The organism is Streptomyces sp. NPDC051907, from assembly GCF_040681075.1.
Taxonomy (GTDB): domain Bacteria; phylum Actinomycetota; class Actinomycetes; order Streptomycetales; family Streptomycetaceae; genus Streptomyces.
This window is the reverse complement of sequence record NZ_JBFAYB010000024.1, coordinates 55,391-70,783: the sequence shown is the minus strand read 5'-3', so window position 1 is coordinate 70,783 and position 15,393 is coordinate 55,391. Positions and strand designations below refer to the sequence as shown.

Below are 15,393 nucleotides of genomic sequence, written 5' to 3'. Positions count from 1 at the left end.
CGCGCCGCCGTACGGTCCGTCGTGCGCGTCCGTGCGCACCGCGATCGCCCGACGCGTCGGTGGAGCGCCGTCCTCACAGCGCCCGGCGCGGCGGCCCGGTCTCGAGCCACTGGCGGATTCTGACGATCAGCTCGTCCGCGTCGACGGGCTTGGTGAGGTAGTCGCTCGCGCCGACGGCCAGCGTCCTCGCCCGGTCCCCCGGCATCGCCTTGGCGGTGACCGCGATGACCGGGACGGACGCGAATCTGGGCATCTCCCTGATCGCCTCGGTCGCGGCGAGACCGTCCATGCCGGGCATCATCACGTCCATGATGACGACGTCCACCTCGTCGTCGGCGGCGAGGAGTTCGAGGCCGGAGGCGCCGTTGTCCGCCTGCAGCACCCGCATGCCCTCGCGCTCCAGGATCGCGGTGAGCGCGAACACGTTGCGCTCGTCGTCGTCCACGATCAGCGCCACCCGGCCGGCCAGCGGAAGCTCGGCGGAGCGCGGGAGGTCCCTGCCGCCCTCCGTCGCCCGCGCCCCGGCCGGGCGGGGGCGCCCGGGGCGGCCGGGGCCCTCGAGCGGCAGCAGGAGCGAGAAGCTGCTGCCCTCGCCGAGCCTGCTGCTCACCGTGATCGCGCCGCCGAGCAGCTGCGCCACCTCCCGGCTGATGGACAGGCCGAGCCCGGTGCCTCCATAGCGCCGTCCGGTGGCCGCGTCGCCCTGCTGGAACGCGCCGAAGACGGTCTCCAGATGCTGTTCCGCGATGCCGATCCCGGTGTCGCCGACCCTGAAGGCGAGCGCGGGCGCCCCGCCCACGAGGGTCGCCGACTCCTCGGCGTCCGCCCGCTCGACCCGCAGCTCGACGCTGCCCTGCTCGGTGAACTTCATGGCGTTGGAGAGCAGGTTCCGCAGCACCTGCCGCAGCCTCGCCTCGTCGGTCAGCACGGTCTCGGGGATGTCCGGCGCCTTGACCACCTGGAAGTCCAGGCCGCGATCGCCCGCCAGCGGCCGGAAGGTGATCTCGACGTAGTCCAGCAGCCGGCGCAGGGCGACCTGCTCCAGGTGGACGTCCATCTTGCCCGCCTCGACCTTCGACAGGTCGAGGATCTCGTTGATCAGCTGGAGGAGGTCGGAGCCCGCGGAGTGGATCACGTCGGCGTAGTCGACCTGCTTCTCCGTCAGATTGCCCTCCGCGTTCTGGGCGAGCAGCTGGGCGAGGATCAGCAGGCTGTTCAGCGGAGTGCGCAGCTCATGGCTCATGTTGGCCAGGAACTCCGACTTGTACATCGAGGTCCGCGAGAGCTGGAGTGCGCGCGCCTCCAGCTCCTGCCGGGCGCGCTCGATCTCCAGGTTCTTGCTCTCGATGTCCCGGTTGCGCTCCTCCAGCAGGGCCGCCTTCTCCTCCAGTTCGGCGTTGGAGCGCTGCAACTCCTCCTGGCGGGACTGGAGTTCCTGGGAGCGGGTGCTCAGCTCGGCGGTCAGCCGCTGGGACTGCTCGAGCAGTTCGTCCGTACGGGCGTTGGCGATCAGCGATCTGACGATCACGCCGACGGACTCACAGAACCGGTCGAGGAAGTCCCGGTGGATTCCGGTGAAGGGGCGCAGCGCCGCCAGCTCCATGACCCCGACCACCTGGCCCTCGACGACGATCGGCAGCACGATCAGGGTCGTGGGCTCGGCCGAGCCGATGCCCGAGGACATCGTCGCGTAGCCGGGCGGCAGCCCCTCGACGGTCAGGGTGCGCCTGCTGCGCGCCGCCTGGCCGACCAGCGACTGTCCGAGCCGGAAGCGGCGCGGGGGCGCCTGGGGGCCGTCCGGGCCGCCGTAGGAGGCCATCATGACGAGCTCGGCGTCGTCGCCGTCGGCGGTCTCCTGGGCCAGGAAGAAGGCGGCGTACGGGGCGGAGACCAGCCGCGGCACCTCGTCCATGATCAGTTCCGCGACGGCGGTGAGGCTCCGGCTGTCCTGCATCAGACCCGCGAGGCGGGCCAGATTGGTCTTGAGCCAGTCCTGGTCCTCGTTGGCGCGGGTCGTCGCGCGCAGCGACTCGACCATGGCGTTGATGTTGTCCTTGAGGTCGCCGACCTCGCCCGGGGCCTCGACGGTGATGGAGCGCGTCAGGTCGCCCTCGGCGACGGCGCTGGTCACCTCGGCGATGGCCCGGACCTGGCGGGTGAGGTTGCCGGCCAGCTCGTTGACGTTCTCGGTGAGGCGCTTCCAGGTGCCCGAGACGCCCTCCACCTCCGCCTGCCCGCCCAGCCGGCCCTCGCTGCCGACCTCCCGGGCGACACGGGTGACCTCGGCGGCGAACGACGACAGCTGGTCGACCATGGTGTTGATCGTGGTCTTCAGGGTGAGGATCTCGCCGCGCGCGTCGACGTCGATCTTGCGGGTCAGATCGCCCTCGGCGACGGCCGTGGTGACCTGGGCGATGTTGCGGACCTGGTTGGTCAGGTTGTTCGCCATGAAGTTGACGTTGTCGGCGAGGTCCTTCCAGGTGCCCGACACACCCCGCACCGTCGCCTGACCGCCGAGGTTTCCCTCCGTGCCGACCTCGCGGGCGACGCGGGTGACCTCCTCGGCCATGGTGGAGAGCCGCTCCACCATGGTGTTGATGGTCTCCTTCAGCTCCAGGATCTCCCCGCGGGCGTTGACCCGGATCTTCTGGTCCAGGTCGCCCCTGGCGACCGCCGACGCGACCCGGGAGATCGAGCGGACCTGCGAGGTGAGGTTGTCGGCCATGGTGTTGACGCCGGTGGTGAGCTCCAGCCAGACGCCGCTGACGCGGGGCACGCGCGCGTGCCCGCCGAGCCGCCCTTCGCCGCCGACCTCCCTGGCGACGCGGGTGACCTGGGAGGTGACCAGGGACAGCTGGTCGACCATGCCGTTGTAGACGACCACGATCTCCCCGAGGAGCTCTGAGGCGTCTTCCGGGAGACGGTGGGAGAAGTCGCCGTCCCGCACCGCGGTGAGCCCCGCGAGCAGGTTCCGGAGTCCTTCTTCGCTCAGCTCCGCCGGTGGGCGCCCGGGCCGGTCACCGGAGCTGTGGGCCGACTGTTCCATCGCTGACCTCGCCTGCGACGACGACACGTCCACTCTGACACGCGGCAGGGCGACGGACACCCGGAAACCAGCACTACGGCATATGCCGCAGAAGGCATCAAACTAATCCAATCGGGTAAAGGATCTACAGAAGCTCGTACGACGATTTACCCGCCGGGCCCGCTCCTCGATCAGGAGCGCTCCCAGCAGGGTCGAAGGAGCCTCATGTCCACCGCCTTCAGCACCCGCGCCCCCGCCGTCTCCACCGCGTCCGGCTCGCGCCCGCCGGCGCTGAGCGACCTCCCGGAGATTCCGGATCTTCGCAGCCTCGCGACCGTGGACGCGCGGATCCTGTCCGCGGTCCTTTTCCAGCGGCTCGCCTTGCTGGAGGAGGGCACGCCGGAGCACGCGTACGTCCGCAACACCCTGGTCGAGCTGAATCTCAGCCTGGTCCGGTTCGCCGCCGCCCGGTTCTCGCACCGGAGCGAGGCGATGGAGGACATCCTCCAGGTCGGCACGATCGGCCTGATCAAGGCCATCAACCGCTTCGACGTCGAGCGCGAGGTCGAGTTCTCCTCCTTCGCGCTGCCGAACATCGAGGGCGAGATCAAGCGCTTCTTCCGGGACGCGACCTGGGCCGTGCGGGTGCCGCGCCGGCTTCAGGAGCTGCGCATCGACCTGGCGCGCGCCTCGGACGCCCTCGAACAGCGATGGGGACGCCTGCCGACGGACGCCGAGCTCGCGGAGCACCTGAACGTGGACGAGGCGGAGATACGAGAAGGCAGGCAGGCCGCGAACGGCTATAGCGCCCGCTCGCTGGACGCTCCGGCCGAGGACGAGACCGCCCCCGCCCCTGGGTCGCAGCGACGCCTGGCGCAGGAGGAGCGTGCTTACGAGACGGTGGAGTGCGTCGTCGCCCTGAAGCCCGTGGTCGCCACGCTGCCCGAGCGGGACCGCCAGATCCTGTCGATGCGGTTCGTGGAGGAGCTGACGCAGCGGGAGATCGGCGAACGGCTGGGCATCTCGCAGATGCACGTCTCCCGGCTGCTGAGCCATATCCTCGCGACCCTGCGCGACGAACTGCTGCGGGACGGCGACGAGGACGACGAGAGAGCGGACGGCACGGACGTCGCGGACGCCCGGAGCCTGGCCGCGCGGTCCTAGCCCGCCGGACGGCGAGCAAGCCCATAGACGCATACGTAGACGTACACGCCACGCGTGCAGCTATAGGCGTTAGGCGCTCGGGTAGAGCCGCCGTGCGGCTATAGGCGCACGCCGCGCGGGCAGATGCGCCGAGCGCCAGGCCCTACCGCCCCCACCCCCGCGGCGCCGCGACCTCCGCCCACACCGTCTTGCCCGTCCCCCGGGGCTCGGAGCCCCAGCTGCTGGCCAGCCGGTCCAGCACGACCAGACCATGGCCGCCGGGCTGCGCCCGGCCGGTCGGGCGCGGGTGGGGGTGGACGGGGTTGGCGTCGGTGACCTCGATCCGCAGCCGGTCCTCGGAGCAGTGCAGCGTCAGCTCCTGCGGCCCGTCGGCGTGCAGACAGGCGTTGGTGACCACCTCGGAGACCAGCAGCAGCACGTCCTCGGCGACGGCCTGCTGCTCTTCGTCCGCCGTGGGAAGCCACCTCCAGTCGGTGAGGGCCTGCCGGCAGAAGTCACGGCAGCGCCCCACCACGCCCCCGGTGCCGTACAGAGCCAGTCGCCGGGTCTGCCCCTGCGATGGGAGGACGTCCCTCATGACCTCCTCCTTCTCAGTTCTGCGGACGGTCGGCGAGCGCCTCGTCGAGACTCGCGTACCTACGGAATAGGGCGCCGGCGCCCGTGATGTCGAACATGCGAGCCACCTGGGGCCGCAGGGCGGCGAGGTCCAGCCGGACTGCGGCCTCGCCGCCGTCGAGCCGGGCCTTGAGGAGCGCGTTGAGTCCTGTCGAGTCGCAGAAGCCCAGCTCGGCAAAGTCGACGACCACCCGGGGCGGCCGGGAGGCCAGGCCCTCGGCGAGGGCCGTGCGCAGGACTTCGGCCGAGTCGTGGTCGAGCTCTCCGGCCAGGGCCAGCACATACGATCCGTCGCCCGGCGCGGTCCGCACGGAGACCGTGAGGCGTCCCTTCACAGCGTCGCGTCCGGCCACGGTGCACCACCTTCGTCCTGCACTGACGCCCCTACGAGAGTCGACTGCCCGGAATGCTGCTTTCTACACGGACGCGGCGCACACCGGCGCGGCACGGCGTGCGGGAGCACGGCTGCGGGCGGGCACGACAGCAGCCCGCGCGCGGACGACGCCGAGCCAGGCGGAAGCCGGCCGGGCCAGGAAATCAGCCGAGAACGAGAGCCGGCCGGGCCACGAGCCGGCCGAGTCCGGAGTCAGCCGACCGCCCCGCCGCTCTTCTCCTGGTCGCCGCTCTTGTCCTGGTCGCCCGGAGGCTTCTCGACGACGGGCCGGGTGCCGAAGTTCCCGTAGCCCTTCATCTCGTGCGGCAGGATCCGCCGGTCTCCGGTGTACCCGAAGTCGTCGGGCTCCCGGGGCCCCTCCTCATGGGACTGGTGATCGGGATGATGGGGCTGCTCCTCGGGGCGCGGCGGCTCGTACGAACGGCGGCGGTTCGCCCACATCGCCACGGCGAACAGCAGCAGCACGAGGATGACGCCGATGACGACGGGCGCGACGCTCGCCAGAACACTCCGCTGAGCGACCGGCTCGGCAAGCTGGTCGATTTGCGCGTAAATGAGTCCGTTCATACCCCCGCGGCTACCCAGAATCAGGCAGCTCACACAACGGCTCCGACCTGCGAGAACAGCAGGCGAGAACCGGTCCGGAGGCCGGTCAGCGGAAGATCGCCATCGCCTGCACCTCCAGCACCGCCTCGTCCGCGTTCCAGTCCTGGACCTTGCCCAGGCAGCGCGCCGAGAAGGCGCCCCGCGGCACCTCGTTGCGCAGCCCCTCCGTCGCGCAGGTGACCCGGACCCGAGGCGTCTCGCCCGCGCCGTCGGGGTCTCCATAGGGGGCCAGGAAGACGGTGGACTCCGGGGACTCGCTGATCTTGCGGAACCGGCCTCTGATCAGGACGAAGTCCTCGATGTCCCGCAGCCGCACGGGGTCCCGCGCGCTCCTCGTGCCGCCCAGCGACGCCAGCCCCGCGGCCAGCGCGACGTTGCGCCGTACGGTCTGGTTGACCAGGTCCGCGTGGACGATGACGTCCTCCTCCTCGAGGACGTGCATGATGGTGCCGATCACCGAGATGGGCTCGGCCACCTCCAGGTACTTGCTGACGACCTCGCTGTTGTCGCGTCTGCCGCCGCCCGCGCTCAGCCCGAGGACCGAGGCGCGGATGTTCCCGTCCCGGCCGTCGCTGGTCCGCTGCTCGACCTCCTTGCGCAGGGCCGCCGCGTAGCCGCGCATCTGGTAGTGGTCCATGACGCTCCGGTCGTGGAGATAGAAGCAGATGCTGTACGTGAGGTCCCTGCCCTCGCCGCCCCGGCCGCGGACGAGCCAGGCGATCGCCGAGGCGACCAGCGCCACGAGCCCGAGCGCGGTCGACAGCCACAGGAGCAGCCACGGCCACCAGACGCCCCACCACTGCTCACTCAGCACACCCACGTATCTCCTTGAAAGCGCTCAGGAGCGACTGGGCGGTGGCGTCGACCATCCGGCCGCCGGTGGCCCGTGCCGCTCGGTGGAGTTCCTGGCTGTCGGCCTCGCCGTAGCGGACCGTGTAGGTGCGTACCGCCCGGGCCTCCTTGGGGCGCTCCGCGTGCCGGCGGAGGAATTCTTCGAGGCTGATCCCGGCGTTGTTCTCGCCGTCCGTCATCAGCACGACGGAGACGGTCCGCCCCGGCTGGTCCCGCAGGGCCTCGGCCGCCTCGGCGTACGCGCGGTCCAGCGAGGACCACAGGGCCGTGCTGGTGTCGAAGTCGCCGCCGCCCACGAAGGCGCGGAGCCGGTCGAGGTCGCGCGGGCCCTCATAGGTCACGCTCCGCTCGTCCAGCACCCGGCCGCCGAAGCGCATCACGGTCAGCGACTCGCCGCGGTAGAACCGGACGAACTTTCCCGAACGCGAGTCGTCGGCGCCGCTGAGCCCGTCGAAGGTCTCGCGCAGCCGCGCGATGCGCTCTCCCTTCATCGACCCGGAGAAGTCGAGGAGGAAGACCACCCGGGCCGGCTTGTCGCGCCGCGGATCGCCGTAGTCGTCCAGCAGCCGGTCGACGACCGCCTGCTCGTCGGGGAAGTACAGGGCGTTGCCCACCGGCTCGCGCAGACTGGGCAGGCGCGGCACAGCGGGGTCGATGGGGCGGCGCAGCGTGCGCTCCATGATCTTCTTCTGGACCGGCTCGCTCTTGAGCCACTCCACCATCCGGTCGTACGCGGCCCGCTTGGCCGGGTCGAGCAGCAGCACGGGGTAGTCGGACAGCACCATGCCGTCCTTGGGGTAGACGATCTCCAGCGGCTTGGAGAGCCTGCCGCCGGCGTTGAGGGCGAGCAGCTCGGACTCGTAGGTGATGAGGGCGTCCAGCTCGCCCTGACGGCGTACGAATCCGTCGGCCAGGCGGGTCGAGGACTCCTCGGTGAGCGCGTGGCCGGCGAAGAAGCCGCGCAGCCGGTCGCAGGAGACGTCCTGCGGGCGCAGTGCGCCTCCGGTGCCCGCGGCCGCCGTCGCGACGCCGACCAGCGCGGCGAGGCCGCTGTTGGCGTGCCGTGGATCGGCCATGCCGAACCTCAGCGAGCCGTCCGCGGCGGCGTCCGCGACGTCCGCCCAGGAGATCTGTCCGTCGGGTGCGCCGCGGCGCAGCCGGTCGGCCGTGGCGGACTCCATGCCGACGACGACGGGAGAGCGCATGGTGCTGGTGGCCAGCGGCCGCTCTTCGGTGCGCCCGGCGGCCTTGGCCTTGAGCTGGAAGTAGCGGTCGGAGGAGAGCCAGGCGAGGTCGTGGCCGCGCTCGCCCCGGGCGAGGGCGTTGCTGGCGTCCACGGTGCCGCGGTACTCCATGTCGAGCCGGATCCCGGTCTCCTCGCGGAGCTCGTCGAGCAGGGGCCGCATGTCCGCCAGCTCCGAGCTGGCCAGCACCCGCAGGGTGACCGGCTCGGGATCGTCGCCCGAGCAGGCGGTGGCCGCGGCGAGCAGCAGCAGGGCGGTGCACAGCGCGACGAAGCCGGTCAGGCGGCGGCGCGCGGCGGCTGTGCGGGCCGTCATCTGGACCCGGCCGAGCCGTCGACGGCCGGGCAGTCGCCCACGATCGAGATCATCCGCTCCAGGAGCCGGAGCCTGGGCATCGAGGACCGGGTGTCGTCGCTCTCCACCGAGGGGACGGGGACGCCGCGGTCCTCGAGGAACCGGGTCAGCTGGTCGCCGGCGACCTCGCCGGTCGGGTCGAGGATCCTGAAGCCCAGCTCCATGGCCCGCTGCCGCAGCTCGGGGTCGCGGGTGATGAGCTCGCCGAGCCGGTCGCCGTCCTTGTTGAGCGCGATGAACTGCGGCTGGGTCACGAACTGGCTCGCCGGATACAGGAGCACCCGCTCGGAGTCGACCTTCTGCGACTCGGCCTGGTACCGCAGCTGGTAGGCGAGGAACTGGTGCTCGTACGCGACGACCACCGGGGCTATCCCCTTCCCCTCCGCGGACAGATAGGTGCGGAACACGTCGGCGGCGGGCAGGCCCTGCTCCATCAGGGGCTTGATCGCCCGGGCGCGCGCGTCCGCCTCCTCATCGGTGGCGGGCACCTCGCCGGACGCGCCGGAGCGCCAGGTGAAGGCGACCAGCGCGAGATAGGTGCCGGCCGAGTTGGCCCCGCAGACGTCGGGGCTCTGGGCGAGGATCCGGTTGGCGTTGGCGATCCCCTGGTCGCGGATGCCGATGTCGTTCCACCGCAGCCGCTTGTCGACGGCCTGAAGGAACTTGTGCATGTCCAGCACGTAGTACAGCGGCTTGTCCTGTCCGGCGGCGCGCTGCGCGGTCGCGATCCCCGCGCTCTGCAGGGCCTGGGCGTACTCGCGGTAGGTGGACAGCACGATGGGGCTGACGAACGGCCGGTGCACCTTGGCGTACGCGTTCTCCGCCGCGCGCTGGCGGGTGATCAGGTCGCCGGCGGGCTGGCCGGAGGGGAAGACGAAGTCGTACGAGGAGATGTCCCCGACCGCCGTCTCCCGCGATCCGGAGCTGGTGATGTGGACCTTGAGGTGATGCTTCATCAGGATCTGCTGGACTTTCTCGTCCTCGAAGAAGTCCCGCTTGGAGGCCATCTTCCCTTCGAGGGTGATGATCCGCTCCAGGGGCAGCAGGATGTTCCCCGAGACGCCGAGCGCGACCACGCCCGTCAGGACGGCGGCGAGCGCGGGCAGGAAGCCGACGAGGAAGCCCCGCCGGGACCAGAGGGACGAGGAGTGCCGGCGCACGGCCAGGCGCGGCTCCTCGACGACACGTCTCTCCCCGATGGCCACGGACGCCTCCCCCGGTGTTGCCCGCCTCGGCTGCGGCAACAGTTTTCCGTAGTCGAATGACTGCCCGTGCACGCTTTGGGGAATCCGATGCGAACAACTCCCTTGCAGGACAGGGACATTGAGATGACCGAGGCGGCGGCCGGAGGCTCGGGCCCGGGGCGGCCCGGTCCGGGTGCTCGCTCCGGCCGCAGGGCGACACGGGGGACCCGGGCGCTCCGCGCTCACGGAGGGCCCGGCCAGGCCCGCGGAGGCCGTCCGACTCGCCGCGCGCCCCCGCCCCGCAGATGTCAGACTCGAAGCACCCTGTGTCCGCCGTGGGCGCTCAGCTACGCCCACCGTCAGTAAGGCACGCACCATGAGCTGGGCATCATGGACCACCGGCGGCATCTACGCGGGCGCCGGCGGCGTTCTCACCGAAGACATCGGCGTGATCCACGGCGACCTCACCGTCCACACCACCTGGACGGAGGGCGAGGCGCAGGTGGCGGTTCAGTACAGCGGCGCCGCGGACTGGTTCGTCCTGGCCGGCAGCCCCGTTCCGTGTCCGTCCGAGGAAGCCAGCCGCACCCTGCACCAGAACATCGTCGAGGCCATGCGCGACGAGTCCGGTGCGACCGTCTCGCTGAGCCATGGCGCGACGGACTGGGTCTAGCTCCGCGGCCGAACGGGCCCCCTCCGTGGCCTTGCCGCCCGCCGGGCTACACCCGGCGCAGCCAGTGGGCCCGCTCGCCGAAGGAGCGCCGATAGGCGGTCGGCGTGGTCCCCAGATGGCGGTGGAAGTGCTGGCGCAGCACGTTCCCGGTGGTGAACCCGGTGCGCTCCGCGATGGCGTCGACCGCCAGCTCCGTCGTCTCCAGCAGCTCCCGGGCACGGGCCAGACGCTGCAGATTGAGCCACTTCAACGGCGTGGTCCCCATCTGGTGGGCGAAGTGCCGGCCGAAGGTCCTCGTGCTCATCGCGGCGCGCTCGGCGAACTCGCCGACGGTCAGCGGCCGGTGCAGCTCCTTTACGGCCCAGCCCAGCGCCTCGCCGAACCGGTACGCCTCGGCGGTGTGCGGCGCCCGGGGCGGGACGTACTGCGCCTGGTCCCCCTGCCGGTGCGGCGCCACGACCATCCGGCGGCCGACCTCCGCGGCGACGGCGGAGCCGAAGTCCTGGCGGACGATGTGCAGGCACAGATCGATGCCCGCGGCGGTGCCGGCGCTGGTGAGGATGGAGCCCCGGTCGATGTACAGGGCCCGTTCGTCGACCCTGACCCGCGGGAAGCGGCGGCGCAGCTCCTCGGCGTGCATCCAGTGCGTGGTGGCCGCCATGCCGTCGAGCAGTCCGGCGGCCGCGAGGACGAACGCGCCCGAGCACAGGGCCGCGATCCGCGCTCCCCTGCCGTGCGCCTCCCGCAGGGCCTCCAGGAGAGCGACGGGCGGCTCGTACGAGGTCTCGCAGGCCGGCACCACGATCAGGTCGGCGCTGCCCAGCGCGTCGATCCCATGGGGGGTGCTCAGCCGCAGCCCGTTGTGCGCGTTCTGGGTCTCGCTCGCGGTGTGGCACAGGGTCAGTTCGTACCAGCGGGGGGACAGGTCGCGGCGGTCGCGGCCGAAGACCTCGCAGGGGACGGCGAGCTCGAAGAGCGGGCCGTTCTCCAGCACGGTCACGGCCACTTTGAGCCGCTGTGTCTCGTTCTGGGCCATGGCGCAAATATAGTGGAACGTGTCGTTCGCGCCACTGGCAGCGCGCCGAGCGCGGGCCGAGGCTGGACCGCGTGGCGTGCGTGCGGGCCTATGAGCCGGTCGTGGTGTGGGCAGCGGCCTCGGGGCCGCCGCTCGTCCCGATGCGGGCGATGAGCAGGGCGATGTCGTCGTCGGCCGAGGCGGGGACGAGATGGGTGACCAGGGTGTCGCACAGCTGGGCGATCGGCTGTCCGGGGTGGGCCAGCAGATGGGTGAGCTCGCTGAGCCGGTCGTCGATGTCGTGGCCGCGGGCTTCGACGAGCCCGTCGGTGTAGAGGACGAGGAGGCTGCCCGGCTCCAGCTGCACCTCGACGGTCGTGAAGTCGATGCCGCCGATGCCGAGCGGGGCCCCGGCGGGCAGCTGGAGCAGCCGGGCGGCGCCGTCGGGGGCGACGACGGCCGGAGGGGGGTGGCCGGCGCGGGTGATCCAGCAGAGGCCGGTGGCCGGGTCGCACACGGCGTACAGGAAGGTGGCGAACAGCGGCTCGGAGAGGTCGGCGAGGGCGGCTTCGAGCTGGTGCAGGATGTCGACGGGCGCGAGGTCGAGCCGGGCGAGGGCCCGCACCGAGCTGGAGAGGCGGCCCATCACGGCGGCGGCCGCGGTGCCGTGGCCCATGACGTCCCCGATGAGCAGGGCCGCTTTGCCGTCGGAGAGGGCGATGACGTCGTACCAGTCGCCGCCGACCTCGTTGACGTCGCTGGCGGGAAGGTAGCGGTGGGCGATCTCGATGCCGGGGGGCGTGAGGATGTGCTGGGGCAGCATGCTGCGCTGGAGGATCACCGCGGTGTCGTGCTCGCGGTGGTAGAGGCGGGCGTTGTCGACGGCGACGGCGGCGCGGGCGGCGAGCTCGCCGGCCAGCGTGACGTCGTCGGCGTCGAAGGGGGCCTCGGTCTCGGCGCGGTAGTACGTGGCCACGCCCAGGACCATCCCGCGGGCGATCAAGGGGGCCATCATGAAGGAGTGCACGCCCAGGGTGAGCAGCTGAGCGGGCTTGTCGGAGTGCCGGGCCGCGGGCGCGACGGCGCGGGCGTCGAGCTGGACGATCATGAAGGGCTGCCGGCTGGAGAGGGCCTGGGTGTAGGGGGCGGACGCGGGGAAGAGGAGGGTGCGCCCCAGCGGGGCCAGCAGGTTCGCAATCGGGGAGTCGCTGAGCGGCGCCTTGCCGAGCCGGCGCAGGGCGCTGCCGCCGACCAGCCCGGGGCCGGGCTCGCCGCCTGAGGCCAGGCTCTCCAGCACGTCGACGGTGACGACGTCCGCGAGCACGGGCACCGACACGTCGGCGAGCTCCTGGGCGGTGCGCTCCAGCTCCAGCGTGGTGCCGATCCCGCTGGTGGCCTCGTTGAGCAGGGCGAGCCTGCGGCGGCTTGCCTCGACCTCCAGGTGCGCCCGCTGCTGCTCGGTGATGTCGATGATCGAGGCGGTGACGCCGATGGGCCGTCCGGACACGTCCTCCAGGCGTACGTACGAGCACGACCACATCCGGTCGACGTGCGGGTCGGCGGGGGTGCGGCCGATACGGCGGAAGTCCAGGACCGGCTGGCCGGTGGCCAGGACCTGCCGCATGGCCCTCTCCATGTCGGCGGTGTTGGTCTGCGGCAGCACCTGGGCGAGCCGGCGGCCGAGGTGCTTGGCCTGCGGCACCCCGTTCATGGCCTGGAGTGCGGGGTTGACCTGGAGGAATCGCAGCTGTGTGTCGAAGATGGCGATGCCGACCGGCGAGCGGGAGAACAGCCCGTCCCAGACGGCGGACGACCCGCGGATCCGGCGGGCGCCGTGGGCGTCGGCGGCGAAGACGAGCACCGAGCCCCCGCCGCTGGCCTTGCTCTGCACGGGGCAGGCCCAGATCTCCAGCTCGAGCGGGTGTCCGTCCCGGTGCCAGGCGGTGACCGTGCCCATCACCCCTCGCCCGGTGGTGGAGGCCGCCTCCCACAGGGAGCGTCCCAGGCTGCGGTCCGCACCGGGGTGGAGCAGGTCGACGATGTGGAGGCCCATGACCTCCTGGGGCGGGTAGCCGAGCAGCTCCTGCGCGGCCGGGTCCCAGCGCACGATCGCCCCGTCGGCGCCGGTGGCGACCAGCGCCACGGGCAGCGCGCCCAGCCATCCGCCGGCGTCCCGGGCGGCGCCGCTGTCGTCGCCGGGCATGTCCGCGGCGGGCACGTCCCCGGCGCCCGTGCCCGGAGCGCCCGTCGGCGGCGCCTCCGGGATCGCGAGTGCGTCGACCCCCCTGCCGTCGATCGACATGCCCTCGCCCGGCACGCCCTCGCTCGGAACGTCGTCGCTCATCGGAACACCGGCCTCGCATGATCGGTGCCTCCAGTATGGTCGATTTACCCCATTCGCTCGCCCCTCTCCGCTCGGCGTGCGGCCCGCCCGTGGACGACGGAGTATGAAGCCGACGAGCGGAGTACGACGTGACTGCCCAGAACGATCTCCCCGTCAGGGACGACGCCCTGGTGGCGATGCACGACGTCAACAAGCACTTCGGCGCGCTGCACGTGCTCCGGGACATCGATCTGACCATCACCCGCGGCGAGGTGGTCGTCGTCATCGGCCCCTCCGGCGGCGGCAAGTCGACGCTGTGCCGCACCATCAACCGGCTGGAGACCATCGACTCGGGCACGATCCTCATCGACGGCAAGCCGCTCCCGGCCGAGGGCCGCGAGCTGGCGCGGCTGCGGGCGGACGTGGGCATGGTCTTTCAGTCCTTCAACCTCTTCGCGCACAAGACCGTGCTGCACAACGTGACGCTGGGCCAGATCAAGGTCCGCAAGAAGGACAAGAAGGCCGCCGAGGAGCGGGCCCGCTCGCTGCTCGACCGGGTGGGCGTCGCCTCCCAGGCGGACAAGTACCCCGCCCAGCTCTCCGGCGGCCAGCAGCAGCGCGTGGCCATCGCCCGGGCGCTGGCCATGGACCCCAAGATCATGCTCTTCGACGAGCCGACGTCGGCGCTCGACCCCGAGATGATCAACGAGGTGCTGGAGGTCATGCAGCAGCTCGCCCGCGACGGAATGACCATGGTCGTCGTCACCCACGAGATGGGATTCGCCCGTTCGGCCGCCAACCGCGTGGTGTTCATGTCGGACGGCAGCATCGTGGAGGAGACGACCCCCGAGCAGTTCTTCAGCAACCCCAGCAGCGACCGCGCCAAGGACTTCCTCTCGAAGATCCTGCACCACTGACTCGGCCCTCCCCAGAGCCGTCCCGATCAGCAGCCCCCACACTGCACACAACCCCCTAAGGGTGATCAGCATGAAGATCTTCAAGGTCACCACCGCGGCCGCGGCTGCACTCGCACTGTCCCTGGGCGCCACGGCCTGCGGCTCCGACGACGACGAAGGCGGGAGCAGCAGCGGCAGCACTCCCAGCGCCGCCGGCGAGAAGATCACCGTTGGCATCAAGTACGACCAGCCGGGCATCGGCCTGAAGACCCCGGACGGCAAGTACACGGGCTTCGACGTCGACGTGGCGACGTATGTCGCCAAGGAGCTGGGCCACGAGCCCGGCGACATCGTATGGAAGGAAGCCAAGAGCGCCGACCGCGAGACGCTGCTCCAGCGCGGCGACGTCGACTTCATCGCGGCCTCGTACTCCATCAACGACGAGCGCGAGCAGAAGGTCGACTTCGCCGGCCCCTATCTGCTGGCGCACCAGGACGTCCTGGTCCGGGCGGACGACGACTCGATCAAGACGCCCGAGGACCTGAACAACAAGAAGCTCTGCTCGGTCACCGGATCCACGTCCGCGCAGAACATCAAGACCGACGTGGCGCCCCAGGCCCAGCTGCAGGAGTACGGCGGCTACTCGGAGTGCCTGACCGGCCTGGAGAACGAGGTCATCGACGCCCTGACCACCGATGACTCGATCCTCGCCGGCTACGCCGCGCAGGACCAGTTCAAGGGCAAGTTCAAGCTGGGCGGCTTCAAGCTGAGCAATGAGAACTACGGCATCGGCGTCCAGAAGGGCAGCGAGCTGAAGGCCCAGATCAACGCGGCCCTGGAGAAGATGGTCGCGGACGGCTCGTGGGACAAGGCCGTCGAGGCCAACTTCGGCCCGGCGAACTACCAGAACGAGCCCGCCCCGAAGATCGGCGTCATCGTCGACTGACCCGGCCGACCTGGCTGACCTGGCTGACCCGGCCGACCCGGCTGACACGGCCGATGCGCCGGACAGGGCCGACACAGCGCGCCGCGCCTACGCGCGGCGCGC

13 protein-coding genes are annotated in these 15,393 nt (G+C 71.3%); 4 read left to right on the top strand and 9 right to left on the bottom strand.

The features are described 5' to 3' along the window. Positions 1 to 73 precede the first annotated feature (73 nt). Positions 74 to 3,046: a HAMP domain-containing protein gene (locus AB0M39_RS15920; protein WP_365364499.1), complete on the bottom strand. Its 2,973-nt coding sequence runs from the start codon at positions 3,044 to 3,046 to the stop codon at positions 74 to 76. Between the two features lie 204 nt (positions 3,047 to 3,250). Between AB0M39_RS15920 and AB0M39_RS15915 the strand changes: the two genes are divergently transcribed. Then, positions 3,251 to 4,189: a SigB/SigF/SigG family RNA polymerase sigma factor gene (locus tag AB0M39_RS15915; protein WP_365364497.1), complete on the top strand. Its 939-nt coding sequence runs from the start codon at positions 3,251 to 3,253 to the stop codon at positions 4,187 to 4,189. A gap of 142 nt (positions 4,190 to 4,331) precedes the next feature. Here the strand turns inward: AB0M39_RS15915 and AB0M39_RS15910 are convergent, their stop codons facing one another. From AB0M39_RS15910 to AB0M39_RS15885, 6 genes are all read right to left on the bottom strand, one after another. Next, entirely contained in the window at positions 4,332 to 4,766 is a 435-nt protein-coding gene (locus AB0M39_RS15910; RefSeq protein WP_365364495.1) for an ATP-binding protein, read from the bottom strand. Between the two features lie 13 nt (positions 4,767 to 4,779). After that, the gene (locus AB0M39_RS15905) at positions 4,780 to 5,157 is read right to left on the bottom strand and encodes an STAS domain-containing protein (protein WP_365364493.1); all 378 of its coding nucleotides are present in this window, start codon (positions 5,155 to 5,157) and stop codon (positions 4,780 to 4,782) included. Positions 5,158 to 5,390: 233 nt separating this feature from the next. Next, positions 5,391 to 5,765 (bottom strand): DUF6479 family protein, encoded by a 375-nt coding sequence (locus AB0M39_RS15900; RefSeq protein ID WP_365364491.1) that lies wholly within the window; start codon positions 5,763 to 5,765, stop codon positions 5,391 to 5,393. 85 nt (positions 5,766 to 5,850) lie between these two features. After that, positions 5,851 to 6,624, bottom strand: a complete 774-nt coding sequence (locus AB0M39_RS15895; RefSeq protein ID WP_365364489.1) for a hypothetical protein — start codon at positions 6,622 to 6,624, stop codon at positions 5,851 to 5,853. Next, positions 6,608 to 8,215 (bottom strand): VWA domain-containing protein, encoded by a 1,608-nt coding sequence (locus tag AB0M39_RS15890; RefSeq protein WP_365364487.1) that lies wholly within the window; start codon positions 8,213 to 8,215, stop codon positions 6,608 to 6,610. The genes AB0M39_RS15895 and AB0M39_RS15890 overlap by 17 nt, the downstream gene beginning before the upstream one ends. Further along, positions 8,212 to 9,459 (bottom strand): hypothetical protein, encoded by a 1,248-nt coding sequence (locus AB0M39_RS15885; RefSeq protein WP_365364485.1) that lies wholly within the window; start codon positions 9,457 to 9,459, stop codon positions 8,212 to 8,214. Before AB0M39_RS15885 ends, AB0M39_RS15890 begins: the two co-directional genes overlap by 4 nt. Before the next feature lie 355 nt (positions 9,460 to 9,814). Here AB0M39_RS15885 and AB0M39_RS15880 point away from each other — a divergent pair, with 355 nt between their 5' ends. Beyond that, entirely contained in the window at positions 9,815 to 10,111 is a 297-nt protein-coding gene (locus AB0M39_RS15880; RefSeq protein WP_365364483.1) for a hypothetical protein, read from the top strand. Positions 10,112 to 10,157: 46 nt separating this feature from the next. On the opposite strand, the gene AB0M39_RS15875 is transcribed toward AB0M39_RS15880, so the two are convergent. Both AB0M39_RS15875 and AB0M39_RS15870 read right to left on the bottom strand, forming a co-directional pair. Then, entirely contained in the window at positions 10,158 to 11,147 is a 990-nt protein-coding gene (locus AB0M39_RS15875; RefSeq protein ID WP_365364481.1) for a helix-turn-helix domain-containing protein, read from the bottom strand. An 88-nt stretch (positions 11,148 to 11,235) separates the two neighbouring features. Further along, the gene (locus tag AB0M39_RS15870) at positions 11,236 to 13,470 is read right to left on the bottom strand and encodes a SpoIIE family protein phosphatase (protein WP_365364479.1); all 2,235 of its coding nucleotides are present in this window, start codon (positions 13,468 to 13,470) and stop codon (positions 11,236 to 11,238) included. Between the two features lie 176 nt (positions 13,471 to 13,646). On the opposite strand from AB0M39_RS15870, the gene AB0M39_RS15865 reads away from it, so the two are divergent. Beyond that, positions 13,647 to 14,366, top strand: coding sequence for an amino acid ABC transporter ATP-binding protein (locus AB0M39_RS15865; protein WP_365364535.1), 720 nt, complete (start codon positions 13,647 to 13,649; stop codon positions 14,364 to 14,366). Positions 14,367 to 14,436: 70 nt separating this feature from the next. Beyond that, positions 14,437 to 15,291 (top strand): glutamate ABC transporter substrate-binding protein, encoded by an 855-nt coding sequence (locus tag AB0M39_RS15860; RefSeq protein ID WP_365364477.1) that lies wholly within the window; start codon positions 14,437 to 14,439, stop codon positions 15,289 to 15,291. Positions 15,292 to 15,393: the final 102 nt, after the last annotated feature.